Source organism: Flavobacterium amnicola, assembly GCF_004122165.1.
Lineage (GTDB): Bacteria > Bacteroidota > Bacteroidia > Flavobacteriales > Flavobacteriaceae > Flavobacterium > Flavobacterium amnicola.
The window spans coordinates 558,850-580,391 of the sequence record NZ_SBKO01000002.1; the positions used below are offsets into that span (position 1 = coordinate 558,850).

A 21,542-nucleotide genomic window follows, 5' to 3' on the forward strand; every position below is an offset into this window, starting at 1 on the left:
TAAATCGTAGCATCAGAAGCATTTTACATTATCTTTTTAAGGGCAAATTTCTTATATTTGTGACTCAATTTTTCAAACTTAAATACACAATGTCAAACAAATCAACGATTCATTACACTTTAACAGATGAAGCGCCTATGTTGGCTACTCATTCGTTCTTACCTATTGTAAAAGCGTTTACTGCTCCTGCAAATATTGATATTCAAATACGTGATATTTCTCTGGCTGGTAGAATATTATCTAACTTCCCAGAATATTTAAAAGACAATCAAAAAGTAGCCGATAATTTAGCCGAATTAGGGCAATTAGCTACTACACCTGAAGCCAACATCATCAAATTACCTAATATTTCTGCTTCTACCGTTCAATTAAAAGAAGCGATAGCCGAATTACAGGCACAAGGGTTTGAGATACCTAACTTTCCGGAAGAGCCAGCAAATGAAGAAGAGAAAACCATCAAAGCCAAATATTCAAAAGTATTGGGTTCTGCCGTGAATCCAGTGTTACGTGAAGGAAATTCAGATCGTCGTGCACCAAAAGCGGTAAAAAATTACGCGAAACAAAACCCTCACAAAATGGGTACATGGGCCGCTGATAGTAAAACTTCAGTAGCACATATGAATTCGGGCGATTTTTACGGAACAGAAAACTCGGTAACGGTAGCCAACGACAGTAAATTCAGAATTGTTTTCGCTGGAGCCGATGGGACTACTAAAGTTTTGAAAGATTTTTCAAACTTAAAAGCAGGAGAAGTAATTGACAGTTCGGCATTGAGCTTAGCAACGTTGAAAGCTTTTGTCACTACTGCCATTGCGGAAGCGAAAGAAAAAAACGTATTACTTTCTGCGCATTTAAAAGCAACGATGATGAAAATTTCCGACCCGATTATTTTCGGTGCTATTGTGGAAACGTTCTTCAAAGACGTCTTTACAAAATATGCTGAGCTATTCAAATCATTGGATATAAATCCAAATAATGGTTTACAAGATTTATTCGAAAAATTAGCCAGTAACACACAAGAAGGCGAAGTAAAAGCAGCCATCGAAAGTGCTTTAGCCAATGGTCCTCGTGTGGCTATGGTTAATTCGGATAAAGGAATTACTAATTTCCATGTTTCTTCTGATGTTATTGTCGATGCATCTATGGCGGCATTAGCTCGTAGCGGCGGTAAAATGTGGAACGCAGCAGGAAAAGAAGAAGACACTGTTTGTATCATTCCAGATCGTACATACGCTGGTTTTTACCAAGCGGTAATTGATGACATGATTAAAAATGGTGCCTTAGATCCAAAAACAATGGGTTCTGTTCCTAACGTAGGTTTGATGGCGCAAAAAGCAGAAGAATACGGATCCCATGATAAAACCTTCCAAGCCGAAGCTGCTGGAATTATAAAAGTAGAAGACGAAAATGGAACGGTTTTATTATCACAAAACGTAGAAGGGGGTGATATTTTCAGAATGTGTCAAACCAAAGACGCTCCTATTCAGGACTGGGTAAAACTAGCCGTAAATAGAGCTCGATTATCGGATACTCCAGCTATTTTCTGGCTGGATAAAGACAGAGCGCACGATAGAGAAATCATCAAAAAAGTAGCGCAATACTTAAAAGAGTACGATACTACCGGTTTGGATATTCGTATCATGGATGTAAAAGATGCCATGACAGAAACATTACGAAGAATTCGTGAAGGAAAAGATACTATTTCGGTTTCAGGTAACGTATTACGTGATTATTTAACCGATTTATTTCCAATTTTAGAATTAGGTACTTCTGCCAAAATGCTATCTATTGTTCCGTTAATGAATGGTGGTGGATTGTTTGAAACAGGAGCAGGTGGTTCGGCACCAAAACACGTAGAACAATTTGTAGAAGAAGGCTATTTGCGTTGGGATTCCTTAGGTGAATTCTTGGCTTTACAAGCTTCTTTGGAGCATTTGGCACAAACACAAAACAATGAGAAAGCACAAGTTTTAGCCGATACGTTGGATGAAGCGAATGCAAAATTCTTAGCTACTGATAAATCACCAGCACGTAAAGTAGGTGAAATAGACAACAGAGGATCGCACTTCTATTTGGCACTATATTGGGCGCAAGCGTTGGCAAATCAAACCAAAAATGCTGATTTACAAGCAAAATTTGCTCCAATTGCAGCGGAAATGACAGCGAACGAAGCAAAAATTGATGCTGAATTAATCGGAGCACAAGGAAAAGCACAAGCGATTGGTGGGTATTACCATCCTTCCGATGCCGCTACTGCAAAAGCAATGCGTCCTAGTGAAACATTCAATAGCATTTTAGCAAAATTGAATTAACAACAATAAATTCTTATGTAAAGGCGGCCATGGGTCGCCTTTCTTATTAACCCAATCTTAACAATTGTTTCGTGCGATAATTCCGATATTTGCAGTACTAAATTTATAGTATGTCTAAACATAAGTCCATTCTACTCTGTTTTATCTTGTTTTTTACAACACTACTTTCTGCTCAAGAGACAAGCAGCAATGAACCTTCGAAGCAAAAACACACCATTAGCGGCATCATTTCAGATGTAAAAACTAATGAAACATTAATTGGAGTTACTGTAAAAATCGAAGAAATAAATGTATTCCTTTCTACTAATGAATATGGATTTTACTCGGTTACTTTACCCAATGGAAGCTATACGCTTATAGCAAGTTATGTGGGTTATACTTCAAAAGAAGAAAAAATCAATTTAACTGAAAACACCAAACTCAATTTCAAACTTTCCGAATCCAGTCAGGAATTACAAGAAATTGTGGTTACAGATACGAAAACCAAAGCCAATATCCGTAAACCGGAAATGAGTATGAATAAGCTTAGTATCGCAACCATCAAACAAATGCCTGTGGTCTTGGGAGAAGTCGATATCATTAAATCCCTATTATTCTTACCCGGAGTGACCAATGCAGGAGAAGGACAATCTGGGTTTAACGTTCGTGGTGGAGGTGCTGATCAAAACTTGGTCTTGTTAGACGAAGCTACGGTATATAATTCTTCTCACGTGTTTGGTTTCTTTTCTGTTTTTAATCCCGACGCCATCAAAGATTTGAAATTATACAAAGGTGGCATTCCGGCTAAATTTGGTGGAAGGGCTTCCTCTGTTTTAGATATCTATCAAAAAGACGGAAACAGTAATAAATTTAGCGTTAATGGCGGAGTGGGCTTGATTACAAGTCGATTATTGGCCGAAGGACCAATTGTTAAAGAAAAAGGTTCTTTTCTAATTGGAGGACGTGGTTCCTATGCACATTTGTTTCTGAAGTTTACCGACAATAAAAATGTAGCTTATTTTTATGACTTAAATACCAAACTGAATTACAAAATCAACAAAAACAACAACTTATACCTTTCCGGCTATTTTGGTCGAGATATTTTTTCATTGAACAAAAGTTTTACCAATACTTACGGCAATACGACTCTAAACCTACGTTGGAATCATTTATTTTCCGATAAATTATTTTCAAATCTATCGATGATTTATAGTGATTATTATTACGGGTTAGTACTTGATTTTGTTGGCTTTAATTGGGAATCGGGCATCAAAAACTACAACATAAAATACGATTTCAAACATTATTTATCCAATACCTTAAAATTGAATTATGGGGTAAATGCCGTATACAGCAACTTCAATCCTGGTATCATTGAACCCTTGAATACCAATTCCTCTATTAATTACAGAGAATTGGACAAAAAATATGCTTTTGAACCCGCGCTATACATTGATGCCGAACAAAAAATAGACGATAAAGTTTCTATTTCTTACGGATTACGCTACAGTCAATTTTACCGATTGGGAACTTCAACTGTCAATTATTACGAAAACAACCAACCCGTAGTGTACGATGCGGAATTGAAAATTTACGATAAAGCGAAACCCATATCCACTCAATATTTTGGAAAAAACAAGAAAATCGCAAGCTTTGATTATCTAGAACCACGTTTTGCAATGGCTTATGAATTGAATGCCAATCAATCAGTTAAAATGAGTTATAATCGAATGGTACAATATTTACAATTGGTTTCCAACACAGCCTCTCCTACCCCTTTAGATGTTTGGACGCCAAGTGATAATTACATCAAACCTCAAATTGCCGATCAAATTGCTTTTGGTTATTTCAATAATTTTAAAGAGGACAAATACACCTTAGAAGTAGAAACCTACTACAAAGGCATACAAAACCGAATGGATTATATTGACGGCGCCGATTTAATTGCCAATGAAGCTATCGAACAAGTAGTGCTAAACGGACGAATGAGAGCCTATGGTTTAGAACTGCTTTTGCGAAAAAACACTGGAAATTTAAGCGGATGGGTGGCGTATACCCTATCCAAATCGGAACAACAAACACCAGGAAGAACTGCAAATGAAGTCGGAATTAACAATGGGGAATGGTACCGATCTGCCTATGACAAAACCCATAATTTGGCGGTAACAGGAAGTTATAAAAGAAATGAAAAATGGAATTTTGGTGCGAATTTCACACTTCAATCAGGGCAACCAGTGAGTTTTCCAACTTCCAAATATGTTTACGAAGGAATTGTAGTTCCTAATTATACCGCTAGAAACAAAAACAGATTACCACTTTATCATCATTTGGATATTTCAGCTACTTTAACCCCAAGAAAAAATGTAAATCGCAATTGGAAAGGCGAATGGGTGTTTAGCATTTACAACGTCTATAGCCGAAAAAATGCTGCTTCTATTAGTTTTAAACAAAATGCTGAAACGGGAGTCAATGAAGCCGTGAAACTTTCCATTTTTGGTATCGTACCATCGGTTTCCTATAACTTTAAATTTTAATCGCATGAAAAAAATTGTAACACATATCGTAATTGCAACTTTCCTCTTTTTCCAATATGGTTGTGAAGATGTAGTAGATATTCCGTTGGAAAATACGAATCCTAAATTAGTCATCGATGCGAACATTAAGTGGCAGAAAGGAACAATTGGCGACAATCAGACTATAAAATTAAGTCTAACCAATGATTTTTATAGCAATGAAATTGCTATTGCTTCTGGAGCTATCGTAACTGTAACCGATAGTGATAATACTGTTTTTGATTTTTATCAAATGTCCAATTCACCCAATTATGTGTGCGACAACTTCGTTCCTGTTGTCAACAAAAATTACACCCTTCGGGTGCTCTATAAAGGTGAGATTTATACCGCCACGAATAAGTTAATGGCGACTCCTACCATAGACGATATACAACAAGAAACGGTGCCTGGTATTGATGGGGAAGACAGCATTCAAATAAAATTCTTTTTTCAAGATAATGGTTCGGAAGATAATTTTTACTTGGTCGGAGCCAAAAATCCTTTGTTAAAAGTTCAAGAATTTGGAGTGATTTCGGATGAATTTTTTCAAGGTAACCGAATGTTTGGCTTTTACACCAATGAGAAACTAGATCGCGGAAGTACCCTGAAATTTTCGTTACAAGGCATTACCAATTCCTATTACAACTACATGAATAAATTAATCGCAATGTCGAGTTCCAATGCTGGAAATCCATTTGCAACGCCAACCTCAACTTTACGCGGTAATGTTTTAAACACTACCAATCCAGAAAATTATCCTTTGGGTTATTTTAGTCTGACGGAAATTGATACCCGAGAGTATTTGGTGCAATAAAAATGCAAAAAACTCATTAGAATTATTACTTTTGAAGGACAAAATATTGCTTTTAACTTACACATTTGTAAATGTCTTCCCATCACATCGTCAAAGACGACCAAGAACCCGCTTTAATCATTGCTAATGGCGCCGAATGTTCGCAGGAATTATTAGGGCAATTACTAGAATGGTCTCCTTTTGTCATTGTGCTGGATTCTGCAATTGAACGTGTTTTAGAGTTGGGAATCAAAATTGATGTTTTGTTGGGCGATTTCGACCGTGGCTTTGACCCAGAATATTATCGTGAAAAACAATATCCACTTGAGATTGTATATGCTCCCGATCAAAATAAAACCGATTTAGAAAAAGCATTTGATTATCTAATTACTAAAGGACACAAAGCTGTTAATGTCATTTGGGCAACCGGAAAACGTGCCGATCATACCATAACCAACATCACCAATATTGTTCGGTTTAAAGACCAATTGAAAATTGTCATCATTGATGATCATTCCAAAATATTTTTATTGCCCCCTAAATTCGAAAAATGGTACACTAAAGACAGTATCATTTCGTTAATTCCAATAGGAGATGTAACAGGAATTCATTCCGAAAATTTGTTTTATCCACTTAAAAATGATACTTTAACTCTAGGTTTCAGAACGGGAAGTAGTAATCATGTTGCAGAAGATGGAATGGTTATTGTTACCCATGAAAATGGAAACCTTTTATTAATGGAATGTTTGGATTAAATTATGAGAAAAATCATTTACATCATTGCAATTTTATTTGCCTCACACGCTTCGGCACAAGAAAGCTTACATCAAACGTTTAATCAATCCATTGAAAAAGCAAAAACCGAAAATAAAAAAGTATTGCTTTACTTTTCGGGTTCTGATTGGTGTGCTCCTTGTGTAAAATTTAAAAAACAATACATCTTGACGGATCCTTTCATCGCTTTTTCAAGCGAAAATTTGGTTACGTACAATGCCGATTTTCCCAGATTGAAAAAAAATCAGCTCACAAAAGAAATCACTCAAGAAAACGAAGCATTAGCTGAAAAATACAACAATACTGGAATATTTCCACTCATTTTGTTGTTAGATACGGATGGAAAAATTATCAAAAAATGGGATCATTTGCCATCGGAAACGCTAGAGGAGTTTATTGCTAAATTAAAATCCTAATGCTTTTAAAAAAAGTAGACAAATTGATGGGAAACCGTTTCGAATTTACCGTTATCGGTGAAAATGAAAATTGGTGTGCCGAAAAAATTGATTTGGCTATTGAAGAAATAAAAAGAATAGAAAAATTACTAACTACTTTTTCTACCGAAAGTATTACGCACCAAATAAACGAAAACGCAGGAATACAACCTGTAACAGTAACTGAAGAAGTTTTTGCCTTAGTTCAACGTTGCCAAATGTTATCTAAAATCACACAAGGAGCTTTTGATATTAGTTATGGTGGCATTGATAAAAAATTCTGGAATTTCGATTTAAAAATGACTACCCTACCTGATCCTGAATTAGCAAAAAAATCTGTAGCCCTTATCAATTATCAAAACATTGTTTTAGACGAACAAAAAAGAACTGTATTTCTAAAAAACAAAGGAATGCGCATTGGTTTTGGCGGTATAGGCAAAGGTTATGCCGCTGAAATGGCCAAAAGAAAACTACAAGAAAATGGTGTTAAAAGTGGTATTGTAAATGCTTCTGGCGATTTATCCGCTTGGGGTTATCAAGAAAACGGAGAAGCCTGGACTATTGGCATTGCCAACCCAAATTTGCGTAACGATATTTTTTCTACCTTTAAAATCACAAATACGGCAGTAGCCACTTCAGGTAACTACGAAAAGTTTGTAATGATTAACAATAAAAAATATTCCCACACGATAGATCCCAAAACCGGTTATCCTGTTTCTGGTATTAAAAGTGTAACCATTATTGCCGAAAATGCTGAAATTGCCGATGCGTTAGCCACTCCAGTCACCGTAATGGGTATTGAAGTGGGCTTGGATTTTATCAATCAATTAAAACATATTGGTTGTATTATCATTGATGATGCCGACAATAAATATTTTTCGAAAAACATAAATTTAACCTAACCCAAATTGCAATGAAACTACCAATCTTATGTTTACTTCTTTTTCTAGGAGCCAGTTGCACTTCTGTAAAAGAATATCAAAAATCCAAAATAAACGATTCGGAAATGGCACTAGGGGCAAAAAGTTCTGAAAAATTCGAAAACACATTTCAACTCTATCGCGAAGCCAGTTCTGGAGCCAATGGTGGCAAAACAGGTGGTGGTTGTGGCTGTAACTAATAGAATACTATCATGAAAAAAAGAATTATTACAGCCTCGTTATTAGCCTTTTTATTTGGAAATAACACCAAAGCACAAGAAAACATCTCACAAGACAGTTCGGCTTACAAAAAACAAAAACTTAAAATTGAAGAAGTAAATTTCATCTCGAGTTATTATACCCAAACAGGAAACAATTCGGCAGTAACCGGTGGTATCGGAACCGAAAAACTAACGGATATTGCTACAACTTTCGATATTAAAGTTTCTAAATACGATAAAAACAATCACAAACATAATTTTGGATTGGAAGTAGGTGTTGATTCTTATACTTCTGCTTCTTCCGATAAAATTGATCCGAGTACGGTTACCTCAGCATCGTATCAAGATGTTCGTGTGTATCCTGCCTTAAACTACAGTTTTCAAAATGAAGAAAAAAACTATATCATAAGTGCTGGTTTGTCGGGTTCAGCTGAGTTTGATTATTTTTCAATTGGAGCTAGTGCCGGTTTTGCTAAATCTTCAAAAGATAAAAATCGAGAATTTTCGGTCAAAGGAATGGCATTTTTCGATACCTGGAAAGTCATTTTACCCGTTGAATTGAGGAATGCTCCTTCGGATAATGAAGCCAGACATTTGGATAGTAAACCCAGAACTTCTTATAATTTAGGCTTTTCATTAAGTCAAGTGATGACAAAAGAGTTTCAGATGGCTTTTTTACTGGATTTAGGCTACCAACAAGGATTATTAGCTACCAAGTTTAATCGTGTCTATTTGAACGACTTAACGACTGTAAAATCGGAAAAATTACCCGATACGCGAACAAAAATTCCGTTTGGAATCAGAGCCAATTATTTCTTAGGGGATCATATTGTATTGAGAAGTTTCTATCGTTATTATTGGGATGATTGGGGAATTAATTCGCACACGCTTAGTTTAGAACCTAGTTTTAAAATATCGGCATTTTCTTCGATATCCATTCCCTACCGATTTTATGTACAATCAGCAGCGAAGTATTTTAAACCCTATCAGCAACATACTGCTTTGGATGAATTGTATACTAGCGATTATGACTTGTCAAAATTCAACAGTAATATGCTGGGTTTAAGTTATAAAATGACCGATGCCGACAAAGGAATTTTCAATATGAAACGAATAAATAGCTTAGAACTTCGATACGGATATTACACCAGAGACACTGGTTTGAATTCACATATCTTAACATTGGCCATGAAATTCAAGTAAATTGGTAAGGATGTTTTTACTTTGTATATTTACAACATAGAAACATCCTTCTTCAATGAAATTCCAAGTCGTATCCGATTACAGCCCTATGGGTGACCAACCTCAAGCAATTGAAAAATTAGCCAAAGGCATTCTTAATGGAGAAAAATACCAAACGCTATTAGGAGTAACTGGTTCTGGGAAGACATTTACTGTTGCCAACGTGGTTCAAGAAGTGCAAAAGCCAACCTTAGTGCTAGCTCATAATAAAACCTTGGCCGCTCAACTTTATTCCGAGTTCAAGCAATTTTTTCCAAATAATTCGGTACAATATTTCGTATCGTATTACGACTATTACCAACCGGAAGCTTTTATTCCTGTTACTGGAACGTATATCGAAAAGGATTTATCGATCAATGAAGAATTAGAAAAATTACGTTTAAGCACAACTTCTGCCCTTCTTTCTGGGCGAAGAGATATAATTGTAGTTTCTTCTGTTTCCTGTTTGTATGGTATCGGAAATCCTGTGGAATTCCAAAAAAATGTGGTTTCGATCGAAAAAAATCAAGTCATTGCTCGTACCAAACTATTGCATCGATTGGTACAAAGTTTGTATGCTAGAACAGAAGGAGAATTCACTCCAGGTACTTTTCGAATTAAAGGAGATACTTTAGAAGTTTTCCCTAGTTATGCGGATGAACCGTTCCGAATTCACTTTTTTGGCGATGATATTGAAGAAATTGAAGCATTTGATGCCAAATCTTCTCAAGTTTTAGAGAAATACGACAAACTAAATATCTATCCAGCCAACATGTTTGTGACTTCTCCCGATGTACTTCAAAATGCCATCTGGGCCATTCAACAAGATTTGGTAAAACAAGTGGATTATTTCAAAGAAATAGGCAAACATTTGGAAGCCAAACGACTGGAAGAACGTACAAATTTCGACTTAGAAATGATTCGTGAATTGGGTTATTGCTCCGGAATTGAGAATTATTCACGCTACCTAGATGGTCGTGAGGCGGGTACGCGTCCTTTCTGTTTGTTGGATTATTTCCCCGATGATTATTTAATGGTAGTGGATGAAAGTCATGTAACCATTTCACAAGTACATGCCATGTATGGTGGAGACCGAAGCAGAAAAGAAAATCTGGTAGAATATGGTTTCCGATTGCCAGCAGCGATGGACAATCGTCCGTTGAAATTTGAAGAATTTGAAGCCTTACAGAATCAAGTCTTATATGTTTCAGCAACTCCTGCCGATTATGAATTACAGAAATCGGAAGGCATCTATGTAGAACAAGTCATTCGTCCAACAGGCTTATTGGACCCGATTATTGAAATTCGTCCGAGTTTGAATCAAATTGACGATTTAATCGAAGAAATTCAACAACGATGTGAAGTGGACGAACGTGTTTTGGTTACCACTTTAACCAAACGTATGGCGGAAGAATTGACCAAATATTTAACCAAAGTGTCCATTCGTTGTCGCTATATTCATAGTGATGTGGATACCTTGGAACGTGTGGAAATCATGCAAGATTTACGAAAAGGACTTTTTGATGTGTTGATTGGTGTGAACTTATTGCGTGAAGGCTTGGATTTACCGGAAGTTTCATTAGTTGCCATTTTAGATGCAGACAAAGAGGGTTTCTTACGAAGTCATCGTTCTTTGACTCAAACGGTAGGTCGTGCTGCTCGTAATGTGAATGGAAAAGCCATAATGTATGCAGATAAAATCACCAACAGTATGCAACGCACCATCGATGAAACCAATTATCGTCGAGAAAAACAAATCAATTACAACACTGCTAATAATTTGTCTCCAAAGGCCTTGAATAAAAGTTTGGGAAATGTCTTAAATAAGAATTCCGTTTCTACACAATACTTCGAAAATCAAGCTTTAAAAGCTGCCGAACCCGAAAGTGAATACTTAAGCAAACCTGAAATCGAAAAGAAAATTCGCGACAAACGCAAAGCCATGGAAAAAGCTGCCAAGGAATTGGATTTTATGCAAGCTGCAAAATTAAGAGATGAAATAAAAATGTTACAGGAGAGAATTTAATTCAATTGTTCCTGAAACGAACTTAATAATACTTCGGCATCTACCATTTGGTCGGGTGCTTCTTGCATTAATTTTAAAACTCTTTTGGTTGCATAGGGATTCAATCCCATATTGATGCCTATTTCATTAATGGCTTTCTTTTCTCTTTCGTGCAAAACACCATCGCAATGCATTAATAAGGCCAATCGATAAAAATGAAGAATCCTGTGGAATTCGTCTTTTATTACCGAAAACTCATTTCTATGAGAAAACAGGTCTAAAAAAGTAGTTTTATCAATATCTAATTCTTGCGAAACCATTAGCAAAAAATCGTATTCTCTATCGTGTAATTCCCCATCAATAACTGCAAAAGCAATCATTTCCGACAACAAACTAATCTTTTCTTCCCTTGTATCCATTCTTAAGATTTTTGGCTAAAATAAATTAAAATTCGGAATCAAAAAAGCGACTGTCGAAAATATGTATCTTTGAAGAAATTTTTAGCATCAATGAACAATAACGAAATATTTAAAAAACTTCGCGTTGCACTTCAACTTCGTGATGATCAAATAGTCGAAATTTTAGAATTAGTAAACTTTAGAATTTCAAAAGGCGAAATTGGAAATATTTTCCGTCAGGAAGATCACCCAAAATTCATGGAATGTGGCGACCAAATATTACGCAATTTTCTTAACGGATTAGTCATTCATCTTCGTGGTACCAAAGAAAATCCGAAAAATGCTAAAGAGGTTATTAGTGCGAATGCAAAAGAAGTGACCAAAAAAGTTGCTGAAGACAAAACAAGCAAGCCCATTTCAAAAGATAAACCTAAAGGAGAATTTAAGCCAAAATCCTCTTTTAAACCAAAGACTGGCGCTCAAAAAACGGCTCCAAAAGTTCAAGTAGTTGAAAAAATAAACTTCAAAAACGGTAAAAAGAAAAAAGACTAACCAGTGAAAGCAAAAATATCTGGTTGATATACCTACATAGCGTTAGAAAATATTAAAAAACAAAAAACCTGAGTTCCCTCAGGTTTTTCATTTCTTATCGTTAGTGGTCTCTAATTTTTAAACATCACTTTAAACGAATAATGTCTCCCTGGTATAAGATCACCTGAATTTAATACTTTATTGTTTAAGGCACTTTTAATATAGGATTTAATTTCTGCATTTTTAGTTCTCATATCTAAAACTACAATTTCATTTTCCGAGGTAATCGTAAAAGTTACTTTTACGGCTTTGCCATTATCCGTAATATCTTCTTCGACTTGTCTTGATTGATTTAGATAGGTGTTGATTTCTTTCATGGCTCTAGGAAAATCTTCAACCGGAGAAAACCCATTCGCGAATACCATACTCGTACTCATTAAGAATACAATAACTGAAATTTTGATTGCTTTTTTCATTGTGTGTGTTTTAAGTTTGCTGGTCAAAATTACTTCAAACTACACTTAAAAAATACCATAAATCAATAGCTTAAACTAAACATAACACACCTTAAATAAGCGTTTTGAAACATTGAAGAAAAAAGTACAACTTAGCTACTATTTGTTCCCTAGCAATGAAAAATAGCTTGATTATTCTGTTAAAAAATAGAAATATCTGCAATTGCTATTTTAAACAATTTTATAACATTAGCTCTTGATTAAAATTAACTTAACCATTAGTAAACAAAAAGCCTGAGCAATGCTCAGGCTTTTAAATATCTAAAACTTAATTTTCGATTAAGATAAAGCTGCTTTTACTTGGTCCGCTGCTTCTTGGAATTGTACTGCTGATAAAATTGGCATTCCAGAATTGTCGATTAATTCTTTTGCAATTTCTGCATTGGTTCCTTGTAAACGAACAATGATAGGCACTTTAATATCGTCCCCCATGTTTTTGTAAGCATCAACGACACCTTGAGCCACACGGTCGCAACGTACGATTCCTCCGAAGATGTTAATCAAGATTGCTTTTACGTTTGGATCTTTCAAGATGATACGGAAAGCCGTTTCCACACGTTTTGCATCAGCCGTTCCTCCTACGTCAAGGAAGTTTGCTGGTTCAAAACCTGCATATTTAATCAAATCCATAGTAGCCATTGCTAAACCTGCACCATTCACCATACATCCAACAGTACCGTCAAGATCAACATAGTTTAATCCTGCTTCTTTTGCTTCTACTTCAATTGCACGCTCTTCAGTAATGTCGCGCATTTCAGCTAAATCAACGTGACGGAATAATGCGTTATCGTCTAACGATACTTTAGCATCAACTGCCATAATTTTATTATCCGATGTTTTTAATACAGGGTTGATTTCAAACATAGAAGAATCAGAACCGATGTATGCTTTGTATAAAGCATCAACGAATTTTACCATTTCTTTGAATGCTTCACCAGATAAACCTAAGTTGAAAGCAATTTTTCTCGCTTGGAAACCTTGTAAACCAACTGCTGGATCAATTTCTTCGTGAAAAATTAAATGTGGCGTATGTTCTGCTACTTCCTCAATGTCCATTCCACCTTCAGTAGAATACATGATCATATTTCGTCCTGCACCACGGTTTAATAAAACCGACATGTAAAACTCTTTTGTTTCACTTTCTCCTGGGTAATATACATCTTCTGCTACTAAAACTTTGTGCACTCTTTTTCCTTCTGGCGGCGTTTGAGGTGTAATCAAATCCATTCCGATGATTTGACCTGCAATTTCATGAACTTGGTCTAAATTTTTAGCCAATTTCACTCCACCACCTTTTCCACGACCACCTGCGTGAATTTGTGCTTTAATTACATGCCATCCCGTTCCCGTTTCTGACGTAAGTTGTTTTGCTTTTGCTACTGCTTCTTCTGCATTATTGGCAACATAACCACGTTGCACACGCACGCCATAACTAGCTAATATTTGTTTCCCTTGATACTCGTGTAAATTCATAATAAAGGTTTTTGTCTTGTTTGTTCCCTTTGTTTGGGTGCACAAAAATAATAAATTCTAAATCAATATATACCCAAATCTCTTTCTTTTTTAAAATAGAAATTCAAAACAAAAACGTTAATTGTTTTAAATATAACATTTTGTTTTATTTTTATTCAATTTGTTTAATTATTTTATTTTTCATAACTTTAGAAATACTTTTGCAAAAAATCAAATTAAAATGGAAGCACCGCAATTACTTAAAATCGCAAACGAATTTGGCAGCCCAGTCTATGTGTATGATGCTGCAAAAATTGAATCTCAATACCAACGTTTAACACAAGCTTTTTCTAAAGTAGAAAAACTTCAGATTAATTATGCGGTAAAAGCATTGTCGAACGTTTCTATTTTAAAATTGTTTAAAAACCTGAATTCTGGATTGGACACGGTTTCGATTCAAGAAGTCTTATTAGGCCTGCATGCCGGATTTTCACCAGATAAAATCATGTATACCCCGAATGGCGTTTCGATGAGTGAAATTGAAGAAGTCGCAACACTGGGCGTTCAAATTAACATCGACAATTTATCGATATTAGAACAATTTGGCGCTAAACATCCACACACTCCAGTTTGCATTCGTATCAATCCGCATGTCATGGCAGGAGGCAATTCTAACATTTCGGTCGGACATATCGATAGCAAATTCGGAATTTCTATTCATCAACTACCTCACATTTTACGAATTGTAGAAAATACAGGTATGCATATTAACGGTATTCACATGCACACAGGTTCGGATATTTTAGATATCGAGGTGTTTTTATATGCTTCCGAAATTTTATTCGAGACGGCCAAACATTTTAAGACCCTTGATTTTATCGATTTTGGAAGCGGTTTTAAAGTGCCTTATAAAAAAGGAGATATTGAAACCAATGTCGAAGAATTGGGTCGCAAACTAACCAAACGTTTTTTGGCTTTTGAAAAAGAATACGGACGAGAGTTGACTTTGGTTTTTGAACCAGGTAAATTTTTGGTGAGTGAAGCAGGTTATTTTTTAGCCAAAGTGAATGTGGTCAAACAAACTACTTCCACGGTTTTTGCTGGAATAGATTCGGGATTTAACCATCTTATTCGTCCGATGCTCTATGGATCAGAACATTATATTGAAAACATTTCGAATCCCAAAGGGAAAGAGCGTTTTTACTCGGTGGTAGGTTATATTTGCGAAACAGACACCTTTGCAACCAACCGTAGGATTTCCGAAATAAAAGAAGGTGATATTTTGGCATTTAGAAATGCAGGTGCCTATTGCTTTTCGATGTCTTCCAATTATAACTCGCGCTACAAACCAGCGGAAGTATTGTGGAAAGACGAAAAAGCTTATTTAATTCGCCAACACGAAGTATTTGAGGATTTATTAAACAATCAACTACCTATAGAATTATAAAAAAAGCGCCAAAAGGCGCTTTTTTTTATTTTACTAGAACCTCAGTCATTACTTTAGCTTCTGTCCCGTTTGGAAATGTTATTTTGAGTTTTTGCGCCAATGTTGGAGCGATTTGTGTGATTTCTTTTTTATCAAAACTTTCTCCTTTTTTGATGTTCCAACCGTAAAACAAACAAGGTACATGGGTATCATAACTATAAGGAGAACCATGTGAGGTACCGGTAGCACCATATTGCATGTAAGCCGGTTTGTCAACAATAATTAATTCCCCATTTTGCGTGGGGTCGTAGCCTTTAGAGACAAAATTCAAATAAGTATCAGCAAAGGAACCTGCAATAATTTCATTTTCATCATAGACTCTCTTCACTTGCTTTTGAGTGTATAAAAATTCTTTAACAGCCTCTTTAACCTTATTCAATTCTAAAGCTTTCTCTTTTATTTTTTGTTTGTTTAGAAAAACGTTATAATTAGAATAATTCAATAGTAAGTCGTCACCAAAATAGGTTTTTGTAAATTCTGCTATGGATTGTTCAATATTTTTTTCACGAACATTGTCTACTTCGTATTTGTTATCTTTTAAATGAGTGACATTTTCGGCACCCGCATGATCGGCGGTTAAGAAAACCAAATAATTCCCTTTTCCAACATTTGTATCTAAATAGTTTAAAAATGACGATAACGTTTGATCTAATCGCAAATAAGTATCTTGTAATTCCATAGAACGAGGTCCGAATGTATGTCCCACATAGTCGGTTGAAGAAAAACTCACGGTTAAGAAATCGGTAATTTCGTCTTTTCCTAATTGCTCTTTTTCAATGGCTCTCATAGCAAAATCAGCCAATAAACTGTTTCCGTACGGACTTGTGCGTAATATCCCTGGGTCACCAGCCTGTAGCATTTCTAGCATATTATACGGGAAAAAAGGCTGTTTTTTATTCAACGTCCCTTCGTACGGATTATCATCAGGCAAACTTTCATTATAAGTTGCTGCTGGTTTTAGTAATTTCCAACCTTGAAGTACATACTTTTCATAATGCTTTTCATAATTGTACTGCATCACCCAGTCTGGTAATGCTTTTCCGTAAAAAGTACTTGAAATAAAAGCACCCGTTTTGCTGTACCAAAATGCCCAATTAGCAAAATGACCAGCAGGCAAAATAGCCCCTCTATCTTTTAGGCTCATTCCAATTACTTTCCCTTTAAAATTAGTAGCCAAACGCAATTCATCAGTAATAGTAGAAGCTTGTAATAATTTTGGAGACATTTTTCCTTCATTCTCTGTGCCACCTCCAACAGTTGTTACACCAGCATCGTCAGTACAATACACATCTTTCCCAGAGGCTTTATTGAACCATTCGTTACCTACAATTCCGTGTACCGCCGGAGTGGTTCCTGTGTAGATCGAAGCATGCCCTGGACCTGTATAGGTCGGCATATAATTATAATGCATGTTATGAAATGTATAGCCGTCTTGCATTAATCTTTTGAAACCTGTAGCTGAAAAATCGTCAGAAAAACGGTACAAGTACTCCATCTTCATTTGATCGACAACAATTCCTACTACTAATTTTGGCATTTTAGTTTCTACAGCTACAACAGGCTTGGATGCCTTTTGTGCTGAAACTACGCTCATTGTTAGTAGAACCCCTAGAAAAAGTACCTTCTTCATTTTATTTTTTATATTTCATATTATACACCATTATTCTATCGGAATACGTGATGTATAATTGGTGCATGTTTTCTTTTTGGTGCGAATGAATTTCGATAAAACAAAATTCTCCATTGTTATCCATACAATCAAAACCATCAATGTCTTTTCCATTTTCTGATTTTCTATCGTAGTATTTTTTAATTTTAAAATATTGAGGAATTTCCGAATACACTCCGATCGTATTTTTTTCCGGATTAAATGTAGCAACAATTTTAGCTTCTTTAAAAGGTGTAAATGCACTCCAATTCCCCCCTTGTTTAACACTCAAACTCACAGCAGAAACTTCAAAACGAAAACTTTGTGCTTGTGCATTTATGGCGAATAAAAAAACGGCAAATACTATTATATATATCTTCTTCATAACTAATTTTAAAGGTGTACAGCTTCTTTTTGCGCTTCTTTAAATTCTGAAATCACTTCTTCAATAATGGTTTCGACAGGTTGTATATTATGAATAAGTCCTGCAATTTGACCTATTTCAAGTTCGCCTTCTACTAAATCGCCTTCAAACATACCTCGTTTAGCACGAGCGCGCCCCAATAATGTTTTTAATTCTTCGGGCGTTGGGCATTTGGTGTACAATTCCTGAACATCATTATAAAATTTATTCTTTATTAATCGAACGGGAGCTAATTCTTTTAAGGTTAATTGCGTCCCTCCTTCTTCGGTTTCGACAATCGTTTTCTTAAAATCATCGTGTGCTGAACTTTCTGTGGAAGCGGCAAAACGAGACCCCATTTGTACACCATCAGCACCTAAAACCATGGCTGCTAACATGCCGCGACCAGTAGCAATTCCACCAGCGGCTATCAAAGGAATGGAGATATTTTCACGAACCATAGGAATTAACGTTAATGTAGTCGTTTCTTCTCTTCCGTTATGTCCTCCAGCTTCAAAACCTTCTGCCACAACAGCATCTACACCCGCTTCTTGTGCTTTTAAGGCGAATTTAGAACTACTCACCACGTGAACAACGGTAATCCCATTATCCTTCAAAAAAGAAGTCCATGTTTTTGGATTTCCAGCCGAAGTAAAAACGATTTTCACCCCTTCTTCCACAATAATTTGCATAATCTCTTCAATGTTCGGATACAACATCGGCACATTTACACCAAAAGGCTTATCAGTTGCTTTTTTACATTTTTGAATGTGTTCCCGAAGTACATCAGGATACATTGAGCCTGCGCCTATTAATCCTAAGCCACCTGCATTACTGACTGCTGATGCTAATTTGTAACCTGAATTCCAAATCATTCCGCCTTGAATAATTGGATATTGTATTTTAAAAAGAGATGTTATTTTATTCATTTACGCTGAATTATTCAGAATATTTTAGTTTTTAATCAATTTACCTTGTAACGATTTATTTGTATTTGAAATCGAATAAAAATACACACCGTTCGTTAAGTTGGCCACATTTACATGCTCTAATGAATTAGAAATGTTAGTTTTAAGCACATTTTGCCCTAATTGGTTATACATTTCAAATGAAGCGCCAATTAAATCATCTGTAATTGAAATCGTAATTTCAGAATCAACAGGATTTGGATATATTTTTACCGTTTTATTGGATTCAAATTGAATGGTTGATAGTGCAGTATTCATTGCTAATTGAAAATCTGGAATGCCATAACCATAATTATTGTTTGCTGTTACAATAGAAGCAGCATATCTATCAGCTGAAGCTTTAACAAATTGTACAATTTCCGCATTGGTTTTAGATGGAAAAGCCGACCAAAATGAGGTGATGGCTCCTGCTAGAATAGGTGAAGAAAAAGAGGTTCCACTGGCTGTTGTTATTGTTCCGGAAGTGTTTGAAATTACTGAAGAAGACCCCATGGCCATCAAATCGGGCTTCATTCTTCCATCACCGGTTGGTCCAATAGAACTAAAACCTGATTTGACTTCGGTGCTTGTTACCGAACCTATAGTAACTGCACGTTGTGCATCCGCAGGAGTTCCAACATGGGGTTCTGAAGAACCACCTTCGTTTCCGGCAGAAATAACACATATCATCCCCTTATCAAAAGCAATATCAACAGCTCTTGAAGCTACCGATGTTTGTCCATTCATTTTAGCATGCGTATAACTATAGGCAGCATTATCAAATCCAAAATAACCTAAAGAAGAATTAATAACGTCTACTCCTAATCGATCTGCTTCTTCGGCTGCTTCTACCCAATTGGATAATTCCAACGGAGTTTCGCTAGCTACATCTTCAGTTATAAAAAGATAGTAGCCTGCATCTGGTGCAGTACCTATTAAATTGGTAGCATTTGCTCCCATGGTCGATAAAACATTCGTTCCGTGTGAGTTTCCTGTATAAAAACTAGTCGAATTATTCACAAAATCATAGCCCCCTAAAATAAGTCCTCTATTTCGTAAACTTGCAAAAGGAGCCGCAGTATTCACTCCCGGAAAACCAGCATCTAGAATTGCTACTACTTTCCCATTTCCAGTGTAATTATTTTGATGTAAAATATGACAATTCAACATTTGCACTTGCGTTGCAGAATTACCATAATTGTAGTTCACTTGAGTGTTATTGGTATCTAGCCATTTGTTTATTTTACCTATTTTATTCGAAACAGGAGCCATTTTCCCACCTGGATTTAATGAATGATTGGCATATTGGATATGATCCACAAACGACAATCCTAATAATGCTGCAATATCAGTTTGGGATCCACGAACATGCACCATATTTAACCATTTTGACTTTGCCAAAACCGTAATTCCAGTAGCGGCTTCTACTTGATCAACATAAGGTTGGTGAATTGGTGCATCTTTGATATCTAATGCAATATTTTGTGTTGTTCTTCTCGTTAATGAACGCTGCGTAAGTTCCGATAATGGAGCACTAAAAAAAGCAGCAGAATTTGGTTTTGCATTAAAATAAACCCAAGCATCTTCTTGTGCAAAAAAGCAATTCGAGACAAATAATAAGATTATAAGTAGTTTAGTTTTCATTTGGTGTGTAATTTGGTTTTTCAAATATACACAAAAAATAAAAAATCGAATTAAGAAATAACCCCAGAACCTATCAACTCATCATTTAGGTGCCAAGACACAAATTGTCCTTCTGTGATAGCCGATTGTGGTTGTTCAAATGCAACATACAGTCCGTTTTCAAATTGATGCAAGGTAGCATTTTGAAGTTCTTGTCGGTAGCGAATACGTGCCTTTACCGACATTGTTTCACCATTTTTCAAAGCCAAATCAGTTCTAATCCAATGAATTTCATCTTGAGTAACAAACAACGCTTTTTTAAACAAACCTGGATGGGTATGTCCTTGACCTGTGTAAATAGAGTTCGTTTCTATATCGGTAGCCACAATGAATAATGCTTCTTTTGTACCCCCTACATTCAATCCTTTTCGCTGACCTATGGTGAAATAGTGTGCCCCTTGATGTTTCCCAACAACTTTGGCAACTACTGGTGTATACTTAATGTTTGTAGATTCAAATTTCAATTGTTCTTCAACAGAATTGAATTGAATTTCTTTTTTATCGTAAATTTCATTGGTAGCGTCTACTTCAAAAATCAAACCTTCTTTGGGTTGTAATTGTTGTTGTAAAAACTCCGGAAGTCTAACTTTACCGATAAAACACAATCCTTGGGAATCTTTCTTTTCGGCAGTAATCAATTCCATTTTAGCGGCAATTTCACGAACTTGAGGTTTTGTTAATTCACCAATAGGAAACAACGCTTTACTCAATTGTTCTTGAGAAAGTTGACATAAAAAATACGATTGATCTTTATTGTCATCAATTCCAGCCAATAACTGGTACATCGGGTCTCCATCCACTTCGATTTCTCCTTTACGACAATAATGGCCCGTTGCCACATAATCGGCACCTAAAGAAAGGGCTATTTTCATGAATACATCAAACTTAATTTCGCGATTGCACAATACATCAGGATTAGGGGTACGTCCTTTTTCATACTCGCTAAACATGTAATCTACAATTTTCTCTTTGTATTGTTCGCTTAAATCGACTGTTTGAAATGGAATTCCTAATTTTTGAGCGACTAAAAGTGCATCATTACTATCTTCCAACCAAGGACATTCGTTAGAGATAGTAACCGAATCGTCGTGCCAGTTTTTCATAAAAAGGCCTATCACTTCATAGCCTTGCTCCTTTAATAAATAAGCAGCAACACTTGAATCGACACCTCCAGAAAGACCTACAACAACTCGTTTCATAATAAATTAAATTTAAGAGTGCAAAGGTAGAAATATTTATTCTTACAATTTCAACTCAAAAGTAAAAGC

The 21,542-nt window shown here is 35.7% G+C and carries 19 protein-coding genes; 11 read left to right on the forward strand and 8 right to left on the reverse strand.

The genetic code is table 11. The annotated features are described in order from the left end of the window. Positions 1-89: 89 nt before the first annotated feature. From EQG63_RS08105 to uvrB, 9 genes are all read left to right on the forward strand, one after another. A complete protein-coding gene (locus tag EQG63_RS08105) occupies positions 90-2,312 on the forward strand; it encodes an NADP-dependent isocitrate dehydrogenase (protein ID WP_129435851.1) in 2,223 nt (740 codons plus the stop codon). Positions 2,313-2,422: 110 nt separating this feature from the next. After that, a complete protein-coding gene (locus EQG63_RS08110) occupies positions 2,423-4,825 on the forward strand; it encodes a TonB-dependent receptor (RefSeq protein WP_129435852.1) in 2,403 nt (800 codons plus the stop codon). 4 nt (positions 4,826-4,829) lie between these two features. Then, on the forward strand, positions 4,830-5,657 hold the full coding sequence (locus tag EQG63_RS08115) for a DUF4249 domain-containing protein (protein ID WP_129435853.1): 828 nt from the start codon (positions 4,830-4,832) through the stop codon (positions 5,655-5,657). 71 nt (positions 5,658-5,728) lie between these two features. Further along, positions 5,729-6,391 carry a thiamine diphosphokinase gene (locus EQG63_RS08120; RefSeq protein ID WP_129435854.1) on the forward strand — a complete coding sequence of 221 codons (663 nt, stop codon included), beginning with the start codon at positions 5,729-5,731 and terminating at the stop codon, positions 6,389-6,391. A gap of 3 nt (positions 6,392-6,394) precedes the next feature. Beyond that, positions 6,395-6,826: a thioredoxin family protein gene (locus EQG63_RS08125; protein WP_129435855.1), complete on the forward strand. Its 432-nt coding sequence runs from the start codon at positions 6,395-6,397 to the stop codon at positions 6,824-6,826. Then, positions 6,826-7,746, forward strand: a complete 921-nt coding sequence (locus EQG63_RS08130; protein WP_317125548.1) for an FAD:protein FMN transferase — start codon at positions 6,826-6,828, stop codon at positions 7,744-7,746. The genes EQG63_RS08125 and EQG63_RS08130 overlap by 1 nt, the downstream gene beginning before the upstream one ends. An 11-nt stretch (positions 7,747-7,757) precedes the next feature. Further along, positions 7,758-7,964: a DUF4266 domain-containing protein gene (locus EQG63_RS08135; protein ID WP_129435857.1), complete on the forward strand. Its 207-nt coding sequence runs from the start codon at positions 7,758-7,760 to the stop codon at positions 7,962-7,964. Positions 7,965-7,976: 12 nt separating this feature from the next. Continuing rightward, positions 7,977-9,188, forward strand: coding sequence for a DUF3570 domain-containing protein (locus EQG63_RS08140; RefSeq protein ID WP_129435858.1), 1,212 nt, complete (start codon positions 7,977-7,979; stop codon positions 9,186-9,188). A 55-nt stretch (positions 9,189-9,243) separates the two neighbouring features. Beyond that, positions 9,244-11,232: an excinuclease ABC subunit UvrB gene (uvrB, locus tag EQG63_RS08145; protein WP_129435859.1), complete on the forward strand. Its 1,989-nt coding sequence runs from the start codon at positions 9,244-9,246 to the stop codon at positions 11,230-11,232. Here the strand turns inward: uvrB and EQG63_RS08150 are convergent. Next, a complete protein-coding gene (locus tag EQG63_RS08150) occupies positions 11,229-11,630 on the reverse strand; it encodes an excinuclease ABC subunit B (protein WP_129435860.1) in 402 nt (133 codons plus the stop codon). The genes uvrB and EQG63_RS08150 overlap by 4 nt on opposite strands. Before the next feature lie 90 nt (positions 11,631-11,720). On the opposite strand from EQG63_RS08150, the gene EQG63_RS08155 reads away from it, so the two are divergent. Continuing rightward, a complete protein-coding gene (locus EQG63_RS08155) occupies positions 11,721-12,161 on the forward strand; it encodes a DUF1456 family protein (protein ID WP_129435904.1) in 441 nt (146 codons plus the stop codon). Positions 12,162-12,271: 110 nt separating this feature from the next. On the opposite strand, the gene EQG63_RS08160 is transcribed toward EQG63_RS08155, so the two are convergent. Further along, the gene (locus tag EQG63_RS08160; protein ID WP_129435861.1) at positions 12,272-12,616 is read right to left on the reverse strand and encodes a hypothetical protein; all 345 of its coding nucleotides are present in this window, start codon (positions 12,614-12,616) and stop codon (positions 12,272-12,274) included. Between the two features lie 318 nt (positions 12,617-12,934). Next, complete coding sequence (sucC, locus tag EQG63_RS08165) at positions 12,935-14,128, reverse strand: ADP-forming succinate--CoA ligase subunit beta (protein WP_129435862.1); 1,194 nt, start codon at positions 14,126-14,128, stop codon at positions 12,935-12,937. A 214-nt stretch (positions 14,129-14,342) separates the two neighbouring features. Between sucC and lysA the strand changes: the two genes are divergently transcribed. Further along, the gene (lysA, locus tag EQG63_RS08170; RefSeq protein WP_262707796.1) at positions 14,343-15,554 is read left to right on the forward strand and encodes a diaminopimelate decarboxylase; all 1,212 of its coding nucleotides are present in this window, start codon (positions 14,343-14,345) and stop codon (positions 15,552-15,554) included. Between the two features lie 25 nt (positions 15,555-15,579). Here lysA and pafA read toward each other — a convergent pair whose 3' ends face one another. The 5 genes from pafA to mnmA are packed head-to-tail and all read right to left on the reverse strand — an operon-like array spanning position 15,580 to position 21,473. Further along, positions 15,580-17,223 (reverse strand): alkaline phosphatase PafA, encoded by a 1,644-nt coding sequence (gene pafA, locus EQG63_RS08175; protein WP_129435864.1) that lies wholly within the window; start codon positions 17,221-17,223, stop codon positions 15,580-15,582. 1 nt (position 17,224) lies between these two features. Continuing rightward, the gene (locus EQG63_RS08180; protein WP_129435865.1) at positions 17,225-17,626 is read right to left on the reverse strand and encodes a hypothetical protein; all 402 of its coding nucleotides are present in this window, start codon (positions 17,624-17,626) and stop codon (positions 17,225-17,227) included. An 8-nt stretch (positions 17,627-17,634) separates the two neighbouring features. Continuing rightward, a complete protein-coding gene (locus EQG63_RS08185) occupies positions 17,635-18,573 on the reverse strand; it encodes an NAD(P)H-dependent flavin oxidoreductase (protein ID WP_129435866.1) in 939 nt (312 codons plus the stop codon). Between the two features lie 24 nt (positions 18,574-18,597). After that, a complete protein-coding gene (locus EQG63_RS08190; RefSeq protein ID WP_129435867.1) occupies positions 18,598-20,235 on the reverse strand; it encodes a S8 family serine peptidase in 1,638 nt (545 codons plus the stop codon). 50 nt (positions 20,236-20,285) lie between these two features. Further along, positions 20,286-21,473 carry a tRNA 2-thiouridine(34) synthase MnmA gene (mnmA, locus tag EQG63_RS08195; protein ID WP_129435868.1) on the reverse strand — a complete coding sequence of 396 codons (1,188 nt, stop codon included), beginning with the start codon at positions 21,471-21,473 and terminating at the stop codon, positions 20,286-20,288. Positions 21,474-21,542 lie beyond the last annotated feature (69 nt).

What these genes read in the sequence shown, in the direction of transcription:
- EQG63_RS08190 (WP_129435867.1), bottom strand. Translation starts at nt 20,235, where the DNA reads ATGAAAACTAAACTACTTATAATCTTATTATTTGTCTCGAATTGCTTT.
- EQG63_RS08120 (WP_129435854.1), top strand. Translation starts at nt 5,729, where the DNA reads ATGTCTTCCCATCACATCGTCAAAGACGACCAAGAACCCGCTTTAATC.
- EQG63_RS08105 (WP_129435851.1), top strand. Translation starts at nt 90, where the DNA reads ATGTCAAACAAATCAACGATTCATTACACTTTAACAGATGAAGCGCCT.
- EQG63_RS08160 (WP_129435861.1), bottom strand. Translation starts at nt 12,616, where the DNA reads ATGAAAAAAGCAATCAAAATTTCAGTTATTGTATTCTTAATGAGTACG.
- EQG63_RS08110 (WP_129435852.1), top strand. Translation starts at nt 2,423, where the DNA reads ATGTCTAAACATAAGTCCATTCTACTCTGTTTTATCTTGTTTTTTACA.
- EQG63_RS08185 (WP_129435866.1), bottom strand. Translation starts at nt 18,573, where the DNA reads ATGAATAAAATAACATCTCTTTTTAAAATACAATATCCAATTATTCAA.
- EQG63_RS08115 (WP_129435853.1), top strand. Translation starts at nt 4,830, where the DNA reads ATGAAAAAAATTGTAACACATATCGTAATTGCAACTTTCCTCTTTTTC.
- EQG63_RS08180 (WP_129435865.1), bottom strand. Translation starts at nt 17,626, where the DNA reads ATGAAGAAGATATATATAATAGTATTTGCCGTTTTTTTATTCGCCATA.
- EQG63_RS08135 (WP_129435857.1), top strand. Translation starts at nt 7,758, where the DNA reads ATGAAACTACCAATCTTATGTTTACTTCTTTTTCTAGGAGCCAGTTGC.
- uvrB (WP_129435859.1), top strand. Translation starts at nt 9,244, where the DNA reads ATGAAATTCCAAGTCGTATCCGATTACAGCCCTATGGGTGACCAACCT.
- EQG63_RS08130 (WP_317125548.1), top strand. Translation starts at nt 6,826, where the DNA reads ATGCTTTTAAAAAAAGTAGACAAATTGATGGGAAACCGTTTCGAATTT.
- sucC (WP_129435862.1), bottom strand. Translation starts at nt 14,128, where the DNA reads ATGAATTTACACGAGTATCAAGGGAAACAAATATTAGCTAGTTATGGC.
- EQG63_RS08140 (WP_129435858.1), top strand. Translation starts at nt 7,977, where the DNA reads ATGAAAAAAAGAATTATTACAGCCTCGTTATTAGCCTTTTTATTTGGA.
- EQG63_RS08125 (WP_129435855.1), top strand. Translation starts at nt 6,395, where the DNA reads ATGAGAAAAATCATTTACATCATTGCAATTTTATTTGCCTCACACGCT.
- EQG63_RS08155 (WP_129435904.1), top strand. Translation starts at nt 11,721, where the DNA reads ATGAACAATAACGAAATATTTAAAAAACTTCGCGTTGCACTTCAACTT.
- mnmA (WP_129435868.1), bottom strand. Translation starts at nt 21,473, where the DNA reads ATGAAACGAGTTGTTGTAGGTCTTTCTGGAGGTGTCGATTCAAGTGTT.
- pafA (WP_129435864.1), bottom strand. Translation starts at nt 17,223, where the DNA reads ATGAAGAAGGTACTTTTTCTAGGGGTTCTACTAACAATGAGCGTAGTT.
- EQG63_RS08150 (WP_129435860.1), bottom strand. Translation starts at nt 11,630, where the DNA reads ATGGATACAAGGGAAGAAAAGATTAGTTTGTTGTCGGAAATGATTGCT.